The organism is Pantoea sp. (assembly GCF_032114055.1).
Lineage (GTDB): Bacteria > Pseudomonadota > Gammaproteobacteria > Enterobacterales > Enterobacteriaceae > Pantoea.
Map to the genome: position 1 here is coordinate 376,355 of NZ_DAMCTB010000003.1, position 14,050 is coordinate 390,404.

Consider the following 14,050-nt stretch of genomic DNA (forward strand, 5'->3'; position numbering starts at 1 on the left):
CGTTCTTCTGCGATTTGACTCGCTAAGGGATAACGCTTAAACCCCCCTTTGCTATGCAGGGAGGGGTATATTTCTGTACGCTTCAGCAAAACCCATCCGTCACGCGTTCTTAACAATATTTCTAATGTTTCCGCTTTTGTTGCCGATAACCTGATGGCTGGCTGAGTGATGAATTCACTCAGCATTTTTTTCATTTCAGACGATAAGGATATTTATGAACAAGCTTTTTGTTGCGGCGTTACTGGCTCTGAGTTTAACCGGCTGTGCACAGCAGACTTTCGTAATGAAACAGAATCAGGTTGGCGCGGCGACGAAAACCACCAGCCAGCCGTTCTTTGTTTCAGGTATCGGTCAGCGTAAGAGCATTGATGCGGCGCAGGTGTGCGGCGGACAGGAAAAAGTTAATCGGGTTGAGGTGCAGCAGACGTTTGTTAATGGTTTACTGAGCGTGGTGACGTTTGGTATCTACACGCCACGTGAAGCGCGCGTTTATTGCGCCATCTGATAATACCTCAGGCCGGTTCGCCGGCCTAATCCAGCATCTGATATTCAATCGCATCAGTATATTGTTATTCCATTCTTCTGTCGTACTGCTGCCCGGCTTACCTGCTGACGACATTACCCGAAACGAGTTCAGGCAACGACGCCCAGCCTGGTAAAAGCAGTAGTCAGCTGTTGAGGCATGTAAGTCTGCTCTGAGCGAGAAGCGGACATTGTATCTGCCATCTATACGCCCCCTGCCTCTGGCGTTCCCTGATGGAATACCAATTTCCATTGCCCGTTTGCAGAAAATTCCCAGTATGACGAACGTAGGGTTGCACGACTGCCATCTGGATTAACAGTTCTGTAGTGCAATATTGCGTAATTATTTCCAACGCTGATAAGCCGGTAATCACGATCAAGAATAGCCGGAACATTATCTTCACTTAAAAGCGCTTCAATAGTCTGAGTACGATCAACGACTACACCTTAGCGTGTTATTTCGCTAAATCTTTCGTGGAGTATCTCTTCAAGCCATACCCGATCTTTCCGCTTGCTGCTAAGAAGAGAGCATTCAAGTCTTTTTAGCGTCTCCAGGAGCATAATGTTTGTCCTCATCGCAATCGAACATTAACTCTTAAGGCAATAATTGCTGGAATGCATCGTCCGCGCCGACCGAAGACTGTGAGGGGGCCCCCCCTTCTTCAAATCGGGATGCCCGTTTTAAGATCGAGCTTAAAAGGTTCCCAACCTCCTGGCGGGTCCCACTCTCCCAGGCCCAGCACCGTCTCATTCTCTATCGATGTAATGATCACGCCATCAATGGCGCACTGTCTAGATTTCCAGAGAATGCTCGCAGCAATATCCATCAGAAAAACGTGGCAGTAAGTGGTAACCAGAACCCAATTATGTAGCCTGTCAGAATGGATGTCAGGAACTGAATAAATATGGCCAACGTAATCACCTAGTGGATGGCTTCTGAACGAGTATGTGGTCATCTCGACAACATGAAAGTGGTCGCCACAAATGATTGCCACCTGGGATTCATTCAGTAGGAAATCACAAAACGCGCTGGAAATCAGCCAGCCATCCTCATCAGCACGTATATATAACTGTAAAATCACAAAGGGTTCACCGCCCTTACTGATTAACAGTCGTCGATCCTTTTCTCCATTAGCGCCAAAGGGATTAACGTCGATGATCGAAACACCTACCCTTTCATCACCGGGCTTAGGCTGTTCAAGCCAGGTCGCTTGCAATGTCATTGAGTATCCAAAGTGTGAACAGCAGAAGAACACATACTACTTTATAAGCTGATGTCACGACAGCGCCTTAAGTTGGCATATTGCGCTGACCGGGCCCCGCGGATGAGTATATTCAAGTGTTAGCAACGTCCGCTTCTGGCACTGAGCGGACAGGCTGACTGAGATGAATGTTCGCTATGAGCGAGAAACGGCCTCAAGGCGTTTCAACTCGAGAAAGCTGAGTTATATTGATGCTTAACGATTAGCTGCACACAGCCTAAATCATTTGAAGGGGTGAAAATTAAAATACTCATGAGCAGACGGCTTAACAGAGATCATCGAACCAAAGTCAGAAATATTCCACGCCGCTTGAAAGCTCTTAAACGTTGGGCTAATACATTTCATAACCCTCAACGAAGCGTGTTTTCAGAAGATGAGCATTACTGGAATTTCAAAATCCCGGTAGAGATTAATCTTGTTCAGGGAAAGTACAGCACACTTAAAACTAAAGCAGATTGCGCGCAAGCCATGATCAATGCTTGTTCAAATCTTATAAGGGCAACTGCTGGTATGAATTACAGCCCCCGGATTACTGCGGTTATATGCCTTCCGGATATGTTTACAAGCGAAATCTGTCTCTATCGTTCAGAAGACTATTACCAAAGCTTTATTACTGAAGACCGTTCTGAAAATGGTGCCTCCGCTTTGATTAAAGAGCGCAGCCTGGCTGCTGAGTGGGGGCTCACTCTTCCAGCTAATGTGCAGGAATTGGGTATTACGCTCGAATACTATGGGAGTGAGGATCGTGATGAATGGTTCACCGGAGAGCGTTGGTATTATGGTCAGGTCATGTAATAGCGCTGTGATTAATATCTAAATGAATGTCCGCTTCTGGCACAGAACGGACACTGACATCTCACACTGTTCGCTTTTAGCATAAAGCGAACTGACGTCAGGTTAACGCCCGCTATAAGTGAATAGCGGGCGACATGATTGTTCAGATTATGCCCGTGGGTCTGCAATGCGTACCCGCCAGCCCTTATCATCGCCTTGCTCATAAGCTGTGTAGCGATACCACACTCATGACTTTGAATACCGTCTTCTGACGTCGTGATCATCGGACATTTGATGCTGGCAGAAATAAGGTCACCCGGTGGGATGAGAGTATGAAACTGGTTTCTGTATAAAATACACAGACACCCTAAGCTGCACAGCTTTAATTCATCATGCCGAAGTGATGATTAAAAAACGGGTGTAAAGTGCATTTTTCGTGATGATGCATTGCATCAATGGTTTTTAATAATAGCAATAACGAAACCATCCCATCCTTTTTCACCCACAGTCTGTACGGCTGTCGCTTCAAGGCGTTCATCCTCAGAGATCATGTCGACAAATTTCCGCAGGCCTGTAACATTGGGATCGTTACTGTCGGCATCGATGATATGGCCACCGCGCACGGTATTATCTCCAATGATGACCGTACCGGGTTTCGACAGTCTGATAGCCCATTCAAGATAGAGGGGGTTATTTACTTTATCGGCATCGATAAAAATCAGATCAAAAGGCGCATCAAGCGTGGGTAATATATCAAGCGCAGCGCCTCTGTGTAGTGTGACGCGCTCAGCCAGCCCCGCTTTTTCAATATTCTGGCTGGCTACTTCTGCATGATGCGCATTGAATTCAATTGTCGTTATGCTTCCATGCGGCGGGAGTGCCTTGGCCATCCATATCGTGCTATACCCCCCCAACGTGCCTATTTCAAGTACCCGGACGGCTCGTGACATTTGAATAAAAATAGCCAGCATTTTCCCCTGTAAAGCGGAAACATCGTGTGCAGGCAAACCCTGTCCGGCGTTATTGGCGAGGGCAGATTGTAAACCTGCCTCTTCCGGAGCAAGTCTTTCAGAAAACCAGGCATCCACCTGAGCCCATTTATCAGAATCCTGTGAAGGATAATCCGGAGTACGCATACAGAACTTAATCCCCTTTCAATCGATGGAAGTTTAGTCGTATCGGTTACTCATGTTGCCTACAACAGGTTAGTCTCAGATCTGTAATCAGCAACGTTCTCATCTGAAATCAGGCGGTTCCCTTTGCTGTCTGTTATGAGCAAACAGGATCCTCGCTATTAATTTTCTCTCATTTATGACCAGCAGTTTTCTGCCATTCCTCGTAATAAGGCGTATCCTGGTATTCACTAAGCCACGGCACGTTATGAGAGCACCAGATATGTGAAATAGCCGCAGAGGAGGGGGGCTCATCCAGGGTTGCCACACGTACGATGACATGGCCCTGATGCGGCCTTTCTGCCATCAGGTGTGAGCCACAAAGTGAACAGAAATGACGAAGTTTATCCGGGGAAGAGGCATAAGATCCGAGGTGCTCACTTCCTTCCAGCCATCTGAAATGTTCGCGTTTAACGCCCGCTGTTGGTGCGTAGGGGGCGGCGTGTGCTTTTCTGCAGGTATGGCAGTGACAGTTCACTATTTCCCCTTCCAGTACATCGCATTCATACCGGATTTTCTGACACAAACAGCTTCCCTTCATAACTCATCCTAATAGTGGCTGGATATTGTCGAACGCTATACATAGCACAGGCCTGACTGCATTAACAATATTTTAAAACCCATTTCAGAATGCCAGCGTTTTGCGGACTGAACGTCTGTTACTGCCACGCGTTAGATTATCTTGTTGAGCTGAAGGTTGGCAATGAGCGTCAGGCAGGCATTAGTCAATGTCAGGTTTTTTTCCGTAACAGAAAAGCTGCAATTGCCGTCATTATGCCTATCAACGGCATCGTACCCGCCCCTGCTAAGAAGTTATGCTGGTCTATTCTGCTATCTTTACGAATGTCATAAAGACGCGTGAGTGCGCTTTTTTTCGTCGTAGCACTAATCTCTTCAACTTGCTTTTGATAACCCTGAGTAATTAATTTAACAGCCTGATTGTTTTCCGAACGCTCTAACGCAACGATCCGTTTACCTTTTTGATAGAAGTCGTAGTCAGGCATATAAGCGTCCTTACAGTAAGTATTGATGAAGTGATTCAGTTCTCAGGTTTAGCTATTTCACGCGAGCCCGTTTTCTGCAAGTTAATAGTGAATTTTAATCGCACTGTCCGCGTTGGTCACAGATTGCACTAACTGAATGTCAGATTCGCTTTGGTCGGGAAGCGAGCCTGTTGCTAAAAATGAAAGAGACGGGTGAAAACGCTTTGAACCACCCGTTCAAAGCAACCGGTATATGAATCAAGTTCAGGTAATTTACAGCTTAAAAAGCCGATGTAGTGCAACCCGGCCTGAATTGGTTACGTTCACTTCACGGTACCCCTGTGTACGCGTTATCCATTCTTTTTGCAGGAAAAGTGTAAACAGGGCTGAGCCCGCGTTACCGCCGAGATGGAAACGTCTTTCACTCCAGTCCAGGCAGCCGCAACAGGGTTTGCGTCGTGTGCGAGAGTTAAGCAAAACGCCCATTTTCTCAAAATGCATTTTGCCGGCTGTTGTCAGGTCCGAGCCATCTGCTTCAAGCCATTTTTCCTGCAGCATAAATTCATAAATATTGACAGCAAGCTCGCCTGCCAGATGATCATAGCAGGTGCGTGCGTAACGCAGATAGACCGGTGTACTGGACAGGGGGGCTTTGGAAGTCCCCATAGAAACTCTCATCAGGTTTTCCAGCAATCCAGCGATATGATGGCCCGCAAGGCTGTAATAGCGATGACGCCCCTGCGTCAGGCAAATGACCAGACCGTTGCTGAGAAGCCGGTTCAGATGCCCGCTGGCTGTCGAGGCCGCTATGCCAGCCACTACGCTAAGTTCGGTCGCTGTCCATGCGCGCCCGTCCATCAGGGCGCACAGAATACTGACTCTCGACGGATCAGACAGCGAAGAAGCCACTTTAACCATTGATGTTTCAAGGACATCATCTGGCTCACTGTCGCGCGTTGTTTTAACGAGATTCATTCAGAATGTATTGCCCATGTTCGGGTTACTTCGGCGGCCCGGGCATCATCATCCGTAATGAGAATGAGCCGGTTATTGTGATCACTGTACTGTATCAGAATATTGATGCCGCTTCGGGCAATAGTATCAGCTATTTCTCCCAGTTCTCCGGGCCGTTCCTGAGGCAATTTTCTTATCAGGGGACGACACACGTTACACACGTCAAAACCAGCCTCAGTCAACACCTGACGAGCTTTGTGGCCGTCTTCAACCAGAAAATGTGCATGTCCGCCATCAGGTCCTGTAAATACGCCACCGCCTTCAAGTCCCACTCCGTTTTCACCCAGTACTCTACCCAGCGAACCCAGTGACCCCGGGCTGTTTTTGAGAATAACGTGAATATCATACATGCTGATTTGTTCCCTTATCAGAAGCGTAATCACGGAATACGCTGGCTACCCGTATTCTGTAGAATGAAAAAATGGACTGCTTACCTTCTTTCTGAGCAGCCTGGTGCATCACATTTTGCTTCCACCCGGCTACAGACTCCTCATCTTCCCACCACGACAGAGAAAGAATCTTTCCGGGCGTAGTCAGGCTCTGGAAACGCTCAATTGAAATAAAGCCGGGCGTGTCGGATAAGAGAGGCTTCAGTTCTGAAGCGAGCTGAAGATATCTTTCCTGAGCCTCTGGCAGGGCATCAGCCTCAAAAAGTACTGCAATCATGGTCCGCTCCGTTGTTAATTTACGGACAGATTAATGATGACGAAGGCGTGCTGCTTCGGTCGGCACCGAAGTATGCCTGTGCGTGATACAGCAGCCCCTTATTTTTCGTTCATCATCGGGTGACCTGCGGTTAACCCCTGACGATCTCCGGCTGCGGGACGAGAGGATCTTAAGGAACAGAGGGAGGCGACTTATTAACCCGAAGAGCGGGTGAGTCTTTACGTTTTTTTCCGGTCAATCACCCTGTGCAACAGACAGACCTTGTATTTCCTCCGGATGAGGGTTTTACCTCATTGAACCGATAACGATTCTGCTCACACCCTCCCTATAGTGCTCTCAGACTGACCTGAAAGGAGGAGTATGCTGATGACTTCACGTATTCGATTAGGTGTAAGCCCGCTGAGCTGGACGAATGATGTCCTGCCCGATCTGGGTGACAATATTGCCCTTGAAACCTGCCTGACACAGGCTGCCTTTGCCGGTTATCAGGGAACTGAACTGGGCAGAAAATTCCCCCGTACCCATGCGGAGTTAGCCCCGCTATTGCATAAGGCAGGACTTCAGCTTGCTTCAGGCTGGCACAGCGGTTTCCTTGCTGAACGCAGCGTTGCTGATGAAATCGTGGCCGTGGAATCACATGCCGGACTTCTCCGAGCATCAGGAGCAGACGTTATGGTTTACGGCGAGTGCGGCTGTATGCCTGGCAGCCATCCGCTGGACGAGCCTCTTTCTCTTTCTCCGCCTCTGAACTGCCTGAATGCTGATGAATATGCCCGCAAAGTCAGCGTGTTCGCCGATATTCTGATGGACAGGTTTGGTCTGAAACTGGCCTACCATCATCATCTGATGATGCTGGTTGAACAGCATCATGAGCTGGAAGAATTTCTGACTAAAACCTCCGACAGGGTCGGACTGGTTCTGGACTCCGGGCACGCTTTCGCCGCTGGAGTTGACCTGGCTCAGATAACAGAAAAGTTTGGACACCGTATCGTGCACATTCATCTGAAAGACGTTCGTGCTGATGTACTGCATCGGGTTCGGGAAAACGACCTCAGCTTCAATGATGCTGTGCGTGCGGGACTTTTCACGGTGCCGGGGGAGGGCTGCATTGATTATTCTCCGCTGACTGACTTTATTGCGCGCTCAGATTATCAGGGCTGGCTGATAGTCGAGGCGGAGCAGGACCCGCGAAAAGAAGAGCCGTCTGCTGCTGTTTCCCGGGCGTTTCGCTGGGTAAAAAGTACTTTTTCACCGTCTCTTTCTGCAGAGGAAACCGCCCAATGAAAGACAACCTCAATATTGGTTTAATCGGCTCGGGATTTATGGGGCAGGCGCATGCTGATGCCTACCGTCGCGCAGCAATGATTTATCCGGACCTGCCGAAGCGTCCTCGTCTCTATGCACTGGCCGATCAGAATCAGGTCTTAGCCGATGCGAATGCAGAGCGCTTTGGGGCTGATAAGGCCTACGGGAACTGGCGTGATCTGATTAATGACCCGCAGGTTGATGTGGTCGATATCACCTCGCCTAACCATCTGCACTTTGAGATGGCGCTGGCAGCAATTGCGGCAGGTAAGCACGTGTATTGTGAAAAGCCACTGGCCGTCAGTGCGCAGGAGGCGCTGCAGATGACGCTGGCTGCAGAGCAGGCAGGCGTCAAAACGATGGTGGCCTTTAACAATATCAAAACGCCCGCGGCGCTGCTGGCAAAACAGATTATTGAGCGCGGGGATATCGGCACGCCAATCCGCTTTCGCGGCACCTTTGACCAGGGTTTCTACAATGACCCGACGCTGCCCTGGTCCTGGCGCTGCTCCAGAAGCCTGGGCGGCAGCGGATCTCTGGGCGATCTGGGGGCTCACACCCTTTCCGTCGCACAGTTTCTCATGGGGGAGATCAGCGAGGTAACGGCCAGCGCACAGACCTGTCTGAAACAGCGCCCGGTTCCTCAGGTAGATGCCGGTTATGCCAGTCACATTGATGAACAGGCAGAATGGCGCGAGGTGGAAAATGATGACCAGGTTCAGTGCCTCGTCAGCTTTGAAAGCGGGGCCAGCGGCGTTATCGAAGCTTCACGCCTGGCCGCCGGTCGCATATTTGGTGTGTTCTGGGAAGTCTCCGGAACAGAAGGCACCCTCTATATGGACGGCGAACGTTTCAATGAGCTGCAGGTTTATCGCTTGAGTGATGACAGACACGATCGGGGCTTCAAAACCCTGTATGCAGGCAGCCAGATCCCGGCCTATTCCGGCTTTTTCGGGTTTGATTTCGGCGGCGGCGGGCTTGGGTATTTTGATGTCAAAGTCATCGAAGTTCATGATCTCGTTCAGGGGATCTGCAGCGACGACGACTGTTATCCGAACTTTGCATTTGGCCTGCAGAATCAGCAAATCCTGACCGCCATTGAGCAGTCCATTCTATCCCGTCAGTGGGTTGCAGTTGCAGGCAACCGCCAGAACAATGCTTAAAAGGAATCACTATGTTTCCCTCTTCCCTCCCCGTCCCGCGACTGCCTGCTGAAAAGTCGATACCCGTACTGCGCTGGGGCATTATCGGCCCCGGCTGGATCGCCGAACATTTTGCCCGCGCGCTGAAAGCGCACACCGGACAGCAGCTGGTTGCAGTGTCAGCAAGAAACAAAGTAAGGGCACAGGCGTTCGCAGATCGCTGGGCCATTCCGGCGGCCTTCAGCAGCACAGATGAAATGCTGGCAATGAAGGATCTGGACGCAATTTACATCGCCACACCCCATAACCACCATTTTCCGGATGGCATGAAAGCACTGAATGCGGGCAAACATGTGCTGATTGAAAAACCTCTGGCGCTGAATGTCAGGGAAGCGGAGGCCCTGCAAGCGAAGGCCCGTCAGAAAGGTTTGCTGTGTATGGAAGGCATGTGGTGTGATTTCGCGCCAAAATACGATGTGCTGCGTCAGCTTTTAGCCGATGGTGTGTTGGGCCATCTTCATACCCTGATTGCCGATCACGGCGAGTTTTTTACGCAGGACCACCGCATCTTTAATGCCGATCTGGCCGGAGGCCCGATGCTGGATTTAGGCAGTTATCTGGTTTCGCTGAGTGTGATGGTGGCAGGTGCACCGGTCCGCATCCAGTCCAGCGGACAACCGGCAGAATGCAATGTTAACGGGCAGGCGTCTATGCTGTTTGAACATGCCTGTGGCATGCATTCGGTGCTGAATACGACCCTGTTCAGTAATACACCTGGAAATGCAGTGATTGCGGGACGCGATGCTACCCTGGTTATGGCGGGACAGTTTTATGCACCCGGCGGATTTGTGCTGACCTCAAGCCAGGGGGGCCACACGCTATGCTGGGAAGAGCCCGCCAGCCGTTACGCGCAGCTCTGTCATGAAATCCGGCATTTTTCATGGTGCGTGGGGCAGGGGTTAACTGACTCGCCCATTCGCCCGTTATCTGCCGTACTCACTACTCTGACAGCGATGGATACGGTGAGGGAACAGCTTGGGATCGTGTTCAACGAGGAGCGCTGAAATCTGCAGCAGCCAGGGCTGAGTATGGGGAGCTTCCGGGGCCATATCCTGACAGGACCAGCCCCGGACCTTTATCACATCACCCTGTCGACCGGGCAGAACATTCCGGTTGTCAGGGATTTCGTCGCGGCTTCTGCGATCGCCTGCGCCTGAATCCCATCCAGCAGTCCGGGTAAATCAGCCACATCCTCGCCGTTCAGAGAGCGGACAAACGCGTCAAGATGCTGATAATAGGTGCCCTTAACACGGCTGAACCAGTCCGCATAAAGGCCCTGCTTTATAATGGTTTTTCCCATGTAAAGCGTCATGCCCGGCGGGCTCTGGGAACCTGACTCCGCCAGTCCTTTTTCGCCCATGACACTGATCCTTTCATCATAGCCATAACCCGTACGACGCGTGTTATCGAGCTGTGCAAACGCGGCCTGCTGCATCCGCATAATCAGCACCGACGTATCCACATCGCCAGACTCACTGATGGCAGGCATCGCCAGTGCAGCCCCCATTGCACCGACTGAAATAACATCATCGGCTGTCAGCCAGCGCAGCAGGTCGAAAAAATGGATCGCCTGGTCACGCATCTGGCCGCCGGAAGACTTAAGGTAGCTAAGCGGCGGAAGTTCTGACGCACGGCAGACCATCTGGATTAACTCGATACGTCCTACTGTTTCCTGTTCCAGCTGGCGCTTTAACTGCTGATGACTGCTGTCAAAACGGCGATTGAAGCCTACCGTAATTTTTGTCTTCAGTGGCAGCACGTTTTCAGCAACGCGGACTGCTCTTGCCAGCGACAAATCGATCGGTTTTTCACAATAGACGGCCTTACCTGCACGCGCTGCGGCTTCAAGCAGTTCAGCATGTGACGGCGTTGCGCTGGCAATCAGCACTGCATCTATATTGTCACTATTGATAGCGGTGCTGACTTCGCCCGCTGTACACTTCATCTGTCCGGCCAGTGCGGTGGCGCGGGCCGTATCCAGGTCGGCCACCATTGCAAGCTCAACATCCGGGTGCATCGCGAGATTTGCGGCATGCACCTGTCCGATAAAGCCACAGCCAATCAGTGCAAAACGTTTTTTCTGAGTCATGATAATTTCCTGTCTGAAGGTCAAAGTTCGGCGATAAAGACGTTGCCAAATTAGCCTGCCTGCATACCCTGAGAAATGTATGTTTTGAGGGAATTACCTCAGCAGGAACCCTGATGAAATCACTGACTCTTGAAATGCTGGCAGAACGCGCGGGCGTCAGTCTGGCTACGGTCGACCGCGTGCTGAATGAGCGGGGCGGCGTTTCACCCCGGACTGTACAGAAAGTACTCGAAGCCGCGCGTGAGGCTGGCCTGAAGCGCATTCTGCCTGAAGAGCACCGCCATGCCTGGCAGATAGAGGTACTGCTGAGTGGCGATGACGCATTTTTTTTCAGACAGCTTGCCAGCGATTATCTCGCCATCGCCAATGCTCTGGGGTATCGCCGCGTAGTGCTGCACCGCACTTTTGTGACGGAGTCCTGCCCGGACAAACTGGCTGTGCTCATTGACGCGCGCAGCAAAATGCGTGACGGCCTGATTGTTTTTGCACATGAGCACCCCGCTGTTTATCAGGCGCTGCAGAGCTGCAAACAGCGCGGCGTTCCTGTGGTGACCCTCGTTACAGATCTGCCTGGCGCACACAGGCTGTGTCATGTTGGTATCGACCAGCTGCAGGCAGGCCGCACAGCCGGGCTGATGATGGGCAGCCTGATCAGACAGCAAGGCGATGTGATTGTGGTGAGTGGACGCAGTGAATATCGCGCTCATCAACAGCGTATTCAGGGCTTTCGGGACGTCCTTGAAAAGCGTTTTCCTGAAGTAACATTACGTGAGGTGCTGGCAGGTCAGGAAAGCCGGATAACCATCAGCAAATTGCTTGAAAAAGAGCTTGTGCGGTCTGCTCATGTCGTGGGGCTCTATAATACCGGCCTGGGTAATACCGAAATCAGCGAAGCGCTGGCCCGGCATCGTCTGACACACACCTGCACACTTATCACACATGAACTCTATTCTACGACTAAAGCCCTGTTTGCCAGAAACGCACTGGCCCTTACGCTGGATCAGAATACGGCACGTCATGCGCAGCTGTCAGTAGACATCCTGCTGAACTATCTCGAACACGATGAAACACCTGAGGAATACAACAGCGGCAAAGTCACCTTTATGCTTTATACACAGGAGAACTTTTATTAGTCATCAGTGGTTTTTTTTGAAAGGAATGGTTTTTGAGTATATTGCTGGCAATGAGGCAAGAGCGGACGTCGAATGATGGTTACAGTGAAGCTCTGCCAGATCAAAAATAACAACCCTGTTGTGTCCTTTCCTGGCGTTTTAGCAGCGTTACTTCAAGGGAGCGCTTTGCGCATAAAAACACTTAGTGGATCAGGTTTATACGGAGGGAATGCATCGCATATCTCATACCCGCATTTGCGATAAAGCGCCAGAGCTGGTTGCTGATGAATGCCTGTTTCAAGCTGCAGTAGCCGCAAATGCTTTTCTGAAGCAATCCTCTCGATCGCACTGACTATCTGCTCTCCGAGCTTTCTGCCGCGGTATTCCGGTCGAATGTAAACCCGCTTAACCTCAGCTGAACCCTCTTCGAGAAAGAGCAAAGCACCACAGCCTGCAGGCACGCCCTCTTCATCGCGGACTATTATGCACCGGATCTGCTCGTCAATGACTGTTGAAAGATCCAGGCAGTGGTTACTTTCTGTAGGATAAAGTGCGCTCTGAAAGGCATCGAGCTCGCCGACCAACCGCGCCAGGTCAGAATTTCCCTTATCAACTTCTGAAATGGTGAACATTCACTATCCTTAATTCAGTTTTGACGACTGAATTTACCATACCTGTTCCGACTTCGACGTCTACTCATTTTTATAATAAAGGACTACCTTCGTACCTGCCTGCAGGGGACCTCAGCGCGGTGCTGCCGCGAGCTACTTGTTTCAGATACCTTTTAACACTTCATAACGCTGAAAAGTGTCCCTGATAATTCCGGCGAGACTGTAAGACTGTGCGGTAAGGACTGTTCTCCATCCGTTAGTGCATGGCAAAGGTGCAAATGTCCGCTTCCCGCACAAAGCAGAAAGGCTAACTGAAAGGAAGATATCTGCTTTGTGCGAGATTGGGCAGGTTAACGTCACCTTCTGCCAGAATAATTATCTGGACCATAAAACGATATATTCAGCTAAAGATAATCCACAAAGCTGCTCGCATCAGCGTATCCAAAAATCCTGTGACCGTTTTCAAACTCAATTCCGGGAAGACGAATAGCCCGAATGATGGTGCCGACCATGGCATGTTGCGTCAACCATTTTGAATAAAAATCGCGTTGTCCAGATGATGGACAGAGCAACAGGGGCTTATTTTTATACTTCGCGGCTAAACTTGCTATGATCACAAGATAGCTGGCTGAACTGGCTTAAAACGTACGCTTCTGGCAAAAAGCGGACAGGCTGACTGAGATGAATCTTCGCTATGTGCGAAAAACGGCCTCAAGGCGTTTCAACTCGAGAAAGCTAAATTATATTATTGCTTAACGATTAGCTGCACACAGCTTATATCATTTGAAGGGATGAAAATTAAAGACTCATGAGCAGACGGCTTAACAGAGACCATCGAACCAAAGTCAGAAATATTCCACGCCGCTTGAAAGCTATTAAACGTTGGGCTGATACATTTCATAACCCTCAACGAAGCGTGTTTTCAGAAAATGAGCATTACTGGAATTTCAAAATCCCGGTAGAGATTAATCTTGTTCAGGGAAAGTACAGCACACTTAAAACTAAAGCAGATTGCGCGCAAGCCATGATCAATGCTTGTTCAAATCTTATAAGGGCAACTGCTGGTATGAATTACAGCCCCCGGATTACTGCGGTTATATGCCTTCCGGATATGTTTACAAGCGAAATCTGTCTCTATCGTTCAGAAGACTATTACCAAAGCTTTATTACTGAAGACCGTTCTGAAAATGGTGCCTCCGCTTTGATTAAAGAGCGCAGCCTGGCTGCTGAGTGGGGGCTCACTCTTCCAGCTAATGTGCAGGAATTGGGTATTACGCTCGAATACTATGGGAGTGAGGATCGTGATGAATGGTTCACCGGAGAGCGTTGGTATTATGG

General features: G+C 50.1%; 16 protein-coding genes. 7 read left to right on the forward strand and 9 right to left on the reverse strand.

What is annotated here, in order from left to right:
* The first annotated feature begins 214 nt into the window (after positions 1-214).
* Positions 215-505, forward strand: a complete 291-nt coding sequence (locus tag RT657_RS08215; protein ID WP_313653652.1) for a Bor family protein — start codon at positions 215-217, stop codon at positions 503-505.
* Positions 506-1,184: 679 nt separating this feature from the next.
* Here the strand turns inward: RT657_RS08215 and RT657_RS08220 are convergent.
* Positions 1,185-1,745, reverse strand: a complete 561-nt coding sequence (locus RT657_RS08220; RefSeq protein WP_313653654.1) for a hypothetical protein — start codon at positions 1,743-1,745, stop codon at positions 1,185-1,187.
* A 291-nt stretch (positions 1,746-2,036) separates the two neighbouring features.
* On the opposite strand from RT657_RS08220, the gene RT657_RS08225 reads away from it, so the two are divergent.
* Complete coding sequence (locus RT657_RS08225; RefSeq protein ID WP_313653656.1) at positions 2,037-2,579, forward strand: DUF3916 domain-containing protein; 543 nt, start codon at positions 2,037-2,039, stop codon at positions 2,577-2,579.
* 431 nt (positions 2,580-3,010) lie between these two features.
* On the opposite strand, the gene RT657_RS08230 is transcribed toward RT657_RS08225, so the two are convergent.
* From RT657_RS08230 to RT657_RS08255, 6 genes are all read right to left on the reverse strand, one after another.
* Positions 3,011-3,694: an O-methyltransferase gene (locus RT657_RS08230; RefSeq protein WP_313653657.1), complete on the reverse strand. Its 684-nt coding sequence runs from the start codon at positions 3,692-3,694 to the stop codon at positions 3,011-3,013.
* Between the two features lie 169 nt (positions 3,695-3,863).
* Complete coding sequence (locus RT657_RS08235) at positions 3,864-4,271, reverse strand: GFA family protein (RefSeq protein WP_313653659.1); 408 nt, start codon at positions 4,269-4,271, stop codon at positions 3,864-3,866.
* A gap of 190 nt (positions 4,272-4,461) precedes the next feature.
* A complete protein-coding gene (locus tag RT657_RS08240) occupies positions 4,462-4,734 on the reverse strand; it encodes a hypothetical protein (RefSeq protein ID WP_313653660.1) in 273 nt (90 codons plus the stop codon).
* 252 nt (positions 4,735-4,986) lie between these two features.
* Positions 4,987-5,688, reverse strand: coding sequence for a winged helix-turn-helix domain-containing protein (locus RT657_RS08245; protein WP_313653662.1), 702 nt, complete (start codon positions 5,686-5,688; stop codon positions 4,987-4,989).
* Positions 5,685-6,077: an amino acid-binding protein gene (locus tag RT657_RS08250; protein WP_313653665.1), complete on the reverse strand. Its 393-nt coding sequence runs from the start codon at positions 6,075-6,077 to the stop codon at positions 5,685-5,687. The genes RT657_RS08245 and RT657_RS08250 overlap by 4 nt, the downstream gene beginning before the upstream one ends.
* Complete coding sequence (locus RT657_RS08255) at positions 6,070-6,393, reverse strand: antibiotic biosynthesis monooxygenase (RefSeq protein ID WP_313653667.1); 324 nt, start codon at positions 6,391-6,393, stop codon at positions 6,070-6,072. Before RT657_RS08255 ends, RT657_RS08250 begins: the two co-directional genes overlap by 8 nt.
* A 363-nt stretch (positions 6,394-6,756) precedes the next feature.
* On the opposite strand from RT657_RS08255, the gene iolE reads away from it, so the two are divergent.
* The 3 genes from iolE to RT657_RS08270 are packed head-to-tail and all read left to right on the forward strand — an operon-like array spanning position 6,757 to position 9,904.
* Positions 6,757-7,677, forward strand: a complete 921-nt coding sequence (gene iolE, locus RT657_RS08260) for a myo-inosose-2 dehydratase (RefSeq protein ID WP_313653709.1) — start codon at positions 6,757-6,759, stop codon at positions 7,675-7,677.
* A complete protein-coding gene (locus RT657_RS08265) occupies positions 7,674-8,861 on the forward strand; it encodes a Gfo/Idh/MocA family oxidoreductase (RefSeq protein ID WP_313653669.1) in 1,188 nt (395 codons plus the stop codon). The genes iolE and RT657_RS08265 overlap by 4 nt, the downstream gene beginning before the upstream one ends.
* Before the next feature lie 11 nt (positions 8,862-8,872).
* On the forward strand, positions 8,873-9,904 hold the full coding sequence (locus RT657_RS08270) for a Gfo/Idh/MocA family oxidoreductase (RefSeq protein ID WP_313653670.1): 1,032 nt from the start codon (positions 8,873-8,875) through the stop codon (positions 9,902-9,904).
* 74 nt (positions 9,905-9,978) lie between these two features.
* On the opposite strand, the gene RT657_RS08275 is transcribed toward RT657_RS08270, so the two are convergent.
* On the reverse strand, positions 9,979-10,989 hold the full coding sequence (locus RT657_RS08275) for a Gfo/Idh/MocA family oxidoreductase (RefSeq protein WP_313653671.1): 1,011 nt from the start codon (positions 10,987-10,989) through the stop codon (positions 9,979-9,981).
* 113 nt (positions 10,990-11,102) lie between these two features.
* Here RT657_RS08275 and RT657_RS08280 point away from each other — a divergent pair, with 113 nt between their 5' ends.
* Positions 11,103-12,122 carry a LacI family DNA-binding transcriptional regulator gene (locus RT657_RS08280; protein WP_313653674.1) on the forward strand — a complete coding sequence of 340 codons (1,020 nt, stop codon included), beginning with the start codon at positions 11,103-11,105 and terminating at the stop codon, positions 12,120-12,122.
* A gap of 152 nt (positions 12,123-12,274) precedes the next feature.
* On the opposite strand, the gene RT657_RS08285 is transcribed toward RT657_RS08280, so the two are convergent.
* Positions 12,275-12,733 (reverse strand): GNAT family N-acetyltransferase, encoded by a 459-nt coding sequence (locus tag RT657_RS08285; protein WP_313653675.1) that lies wholly within the window; start codon positions 12,731-12,733, stop codon positions 12,275-12,277.
* 844 nt (positions 12,734-13,577) lie between these two features.
* On the opposite strand from RT657_RS08285, the gene RT657_RS08290 reads away from it, so the two are divergent.
* Positions 13,578-14,050 (forward strand): DUF3916 domain-containing protein (locus RT657_RS08290; protein ID WP_313653676.1); only part of this gene is annotated, 473 nt, incomplete at its 3' end.

What these genes read in the sequence shown, in the direction of transcription:
- RT657_RS08215 (WP_313653652.1), top strand. Translation starts at nt 215, where the DNA reads ATGAACAAGCTTTTTGTTGCGGCGTTACTGGCTCTGAGTTTAACCGGC.
- RT657_RS08220 (WP_313653654.1), bottom strand. Translation starts at nt 1,745, where the DNA reads ATGACATTGCAAGCGACCTGGCTTGAACAGCCTAAGCCCGGTGATGAA.
- RT657_RS08225 (WP_313653656.1), top strand. Translation starts at nt 2,037, where the DNA reads ATGAGCAGACGGCTTAACAGAGATCATCGAACCAAAGTCAGAAATATT.
- RT657_RS08230 (WP_313653657.1), bottom strand. Translation starts at nt 3,694, where the DNA reads ATGCGTACTCCGGATTATCCTTCACAGGATTCTGATAAATGGGCTCAG.
- RT657_RS08235 (WP_313653659.1), bottom strand. Translation starts at nt 4,271, where the DNA reads ATGAAGGGAAGCTGTTTGTGTCAGAAAATCCGGTATGAATGCGATGTA.
- RT657_RS08240 (WP_313653660.1), bottom strand. Translation starts at nt 4,734, where the DNA reads ATGCCTGACTACGACTTCTATCAAAAAGGTAAACGGATCGTTGCGTTA.
- RT657_RS08245 (WP_313653662.1), bottom strand. Translation starts at nt 5,688, where the DNA reads ATGAATCTCGTTAAAACAACGCGCGACAGTGAGCCAGATGATGTCCTT.
- RT657_RS08250 (WP_313653665.1), bottom strand. Translation starts at nt 6,077, where the DNA reads ATGTATGATATTCACGTTATTCTCAAAAACAGCCCGGGGTCACTGGGT.
- RT657_RS08255 (WP_313653667.1), bottom strand. Translation starts at nt 6,393, where the DNA reads ATGATTGCAGTACTTTTTGAGGCTGATGCCCTGCCAGAGGCTCAGGAA.
- RT657_RS08265 (WP_313653669.1), top strand. Translation starts at nt 7,674, where the DNA reads ATGAAAGACAACCTCAATATTGGTTTAATCGGCTCGGGATTTATGGGG.
- RT657_RS08270 (WP_313653670.1), top strand. Translation starts at nt 8,873, where the DNA reads ATGTTTCCCTCTTCCCTCCCCGTCCCGCGACTGCCTGCTGAAAAGTCG.
- RT657_RS08275 (WP_313653671.1), bottom strand. Translation starts at nt 10,989, where the DNA reads ATGACTCAGAAAAAACGTTTTGCACTGATTGGCTGTGGCTTTATCGGA.
- RT657_RS08280 (WP_313653674.1), top strand. Translation starts at nt 11,103, where the DNA reads ATGAAATCACTGACTCTTGAAATGCTGGCAGAACGCGCGGGCGTCAGT.
- RT657_RS08285 (WP_313653675.1), bottom strand. Translation starts at nt 12,733, where the DNA reads ATGTTCACCATTTCAGAAGTTGATAAGGGAAATTCTGACCTGGCGCGG.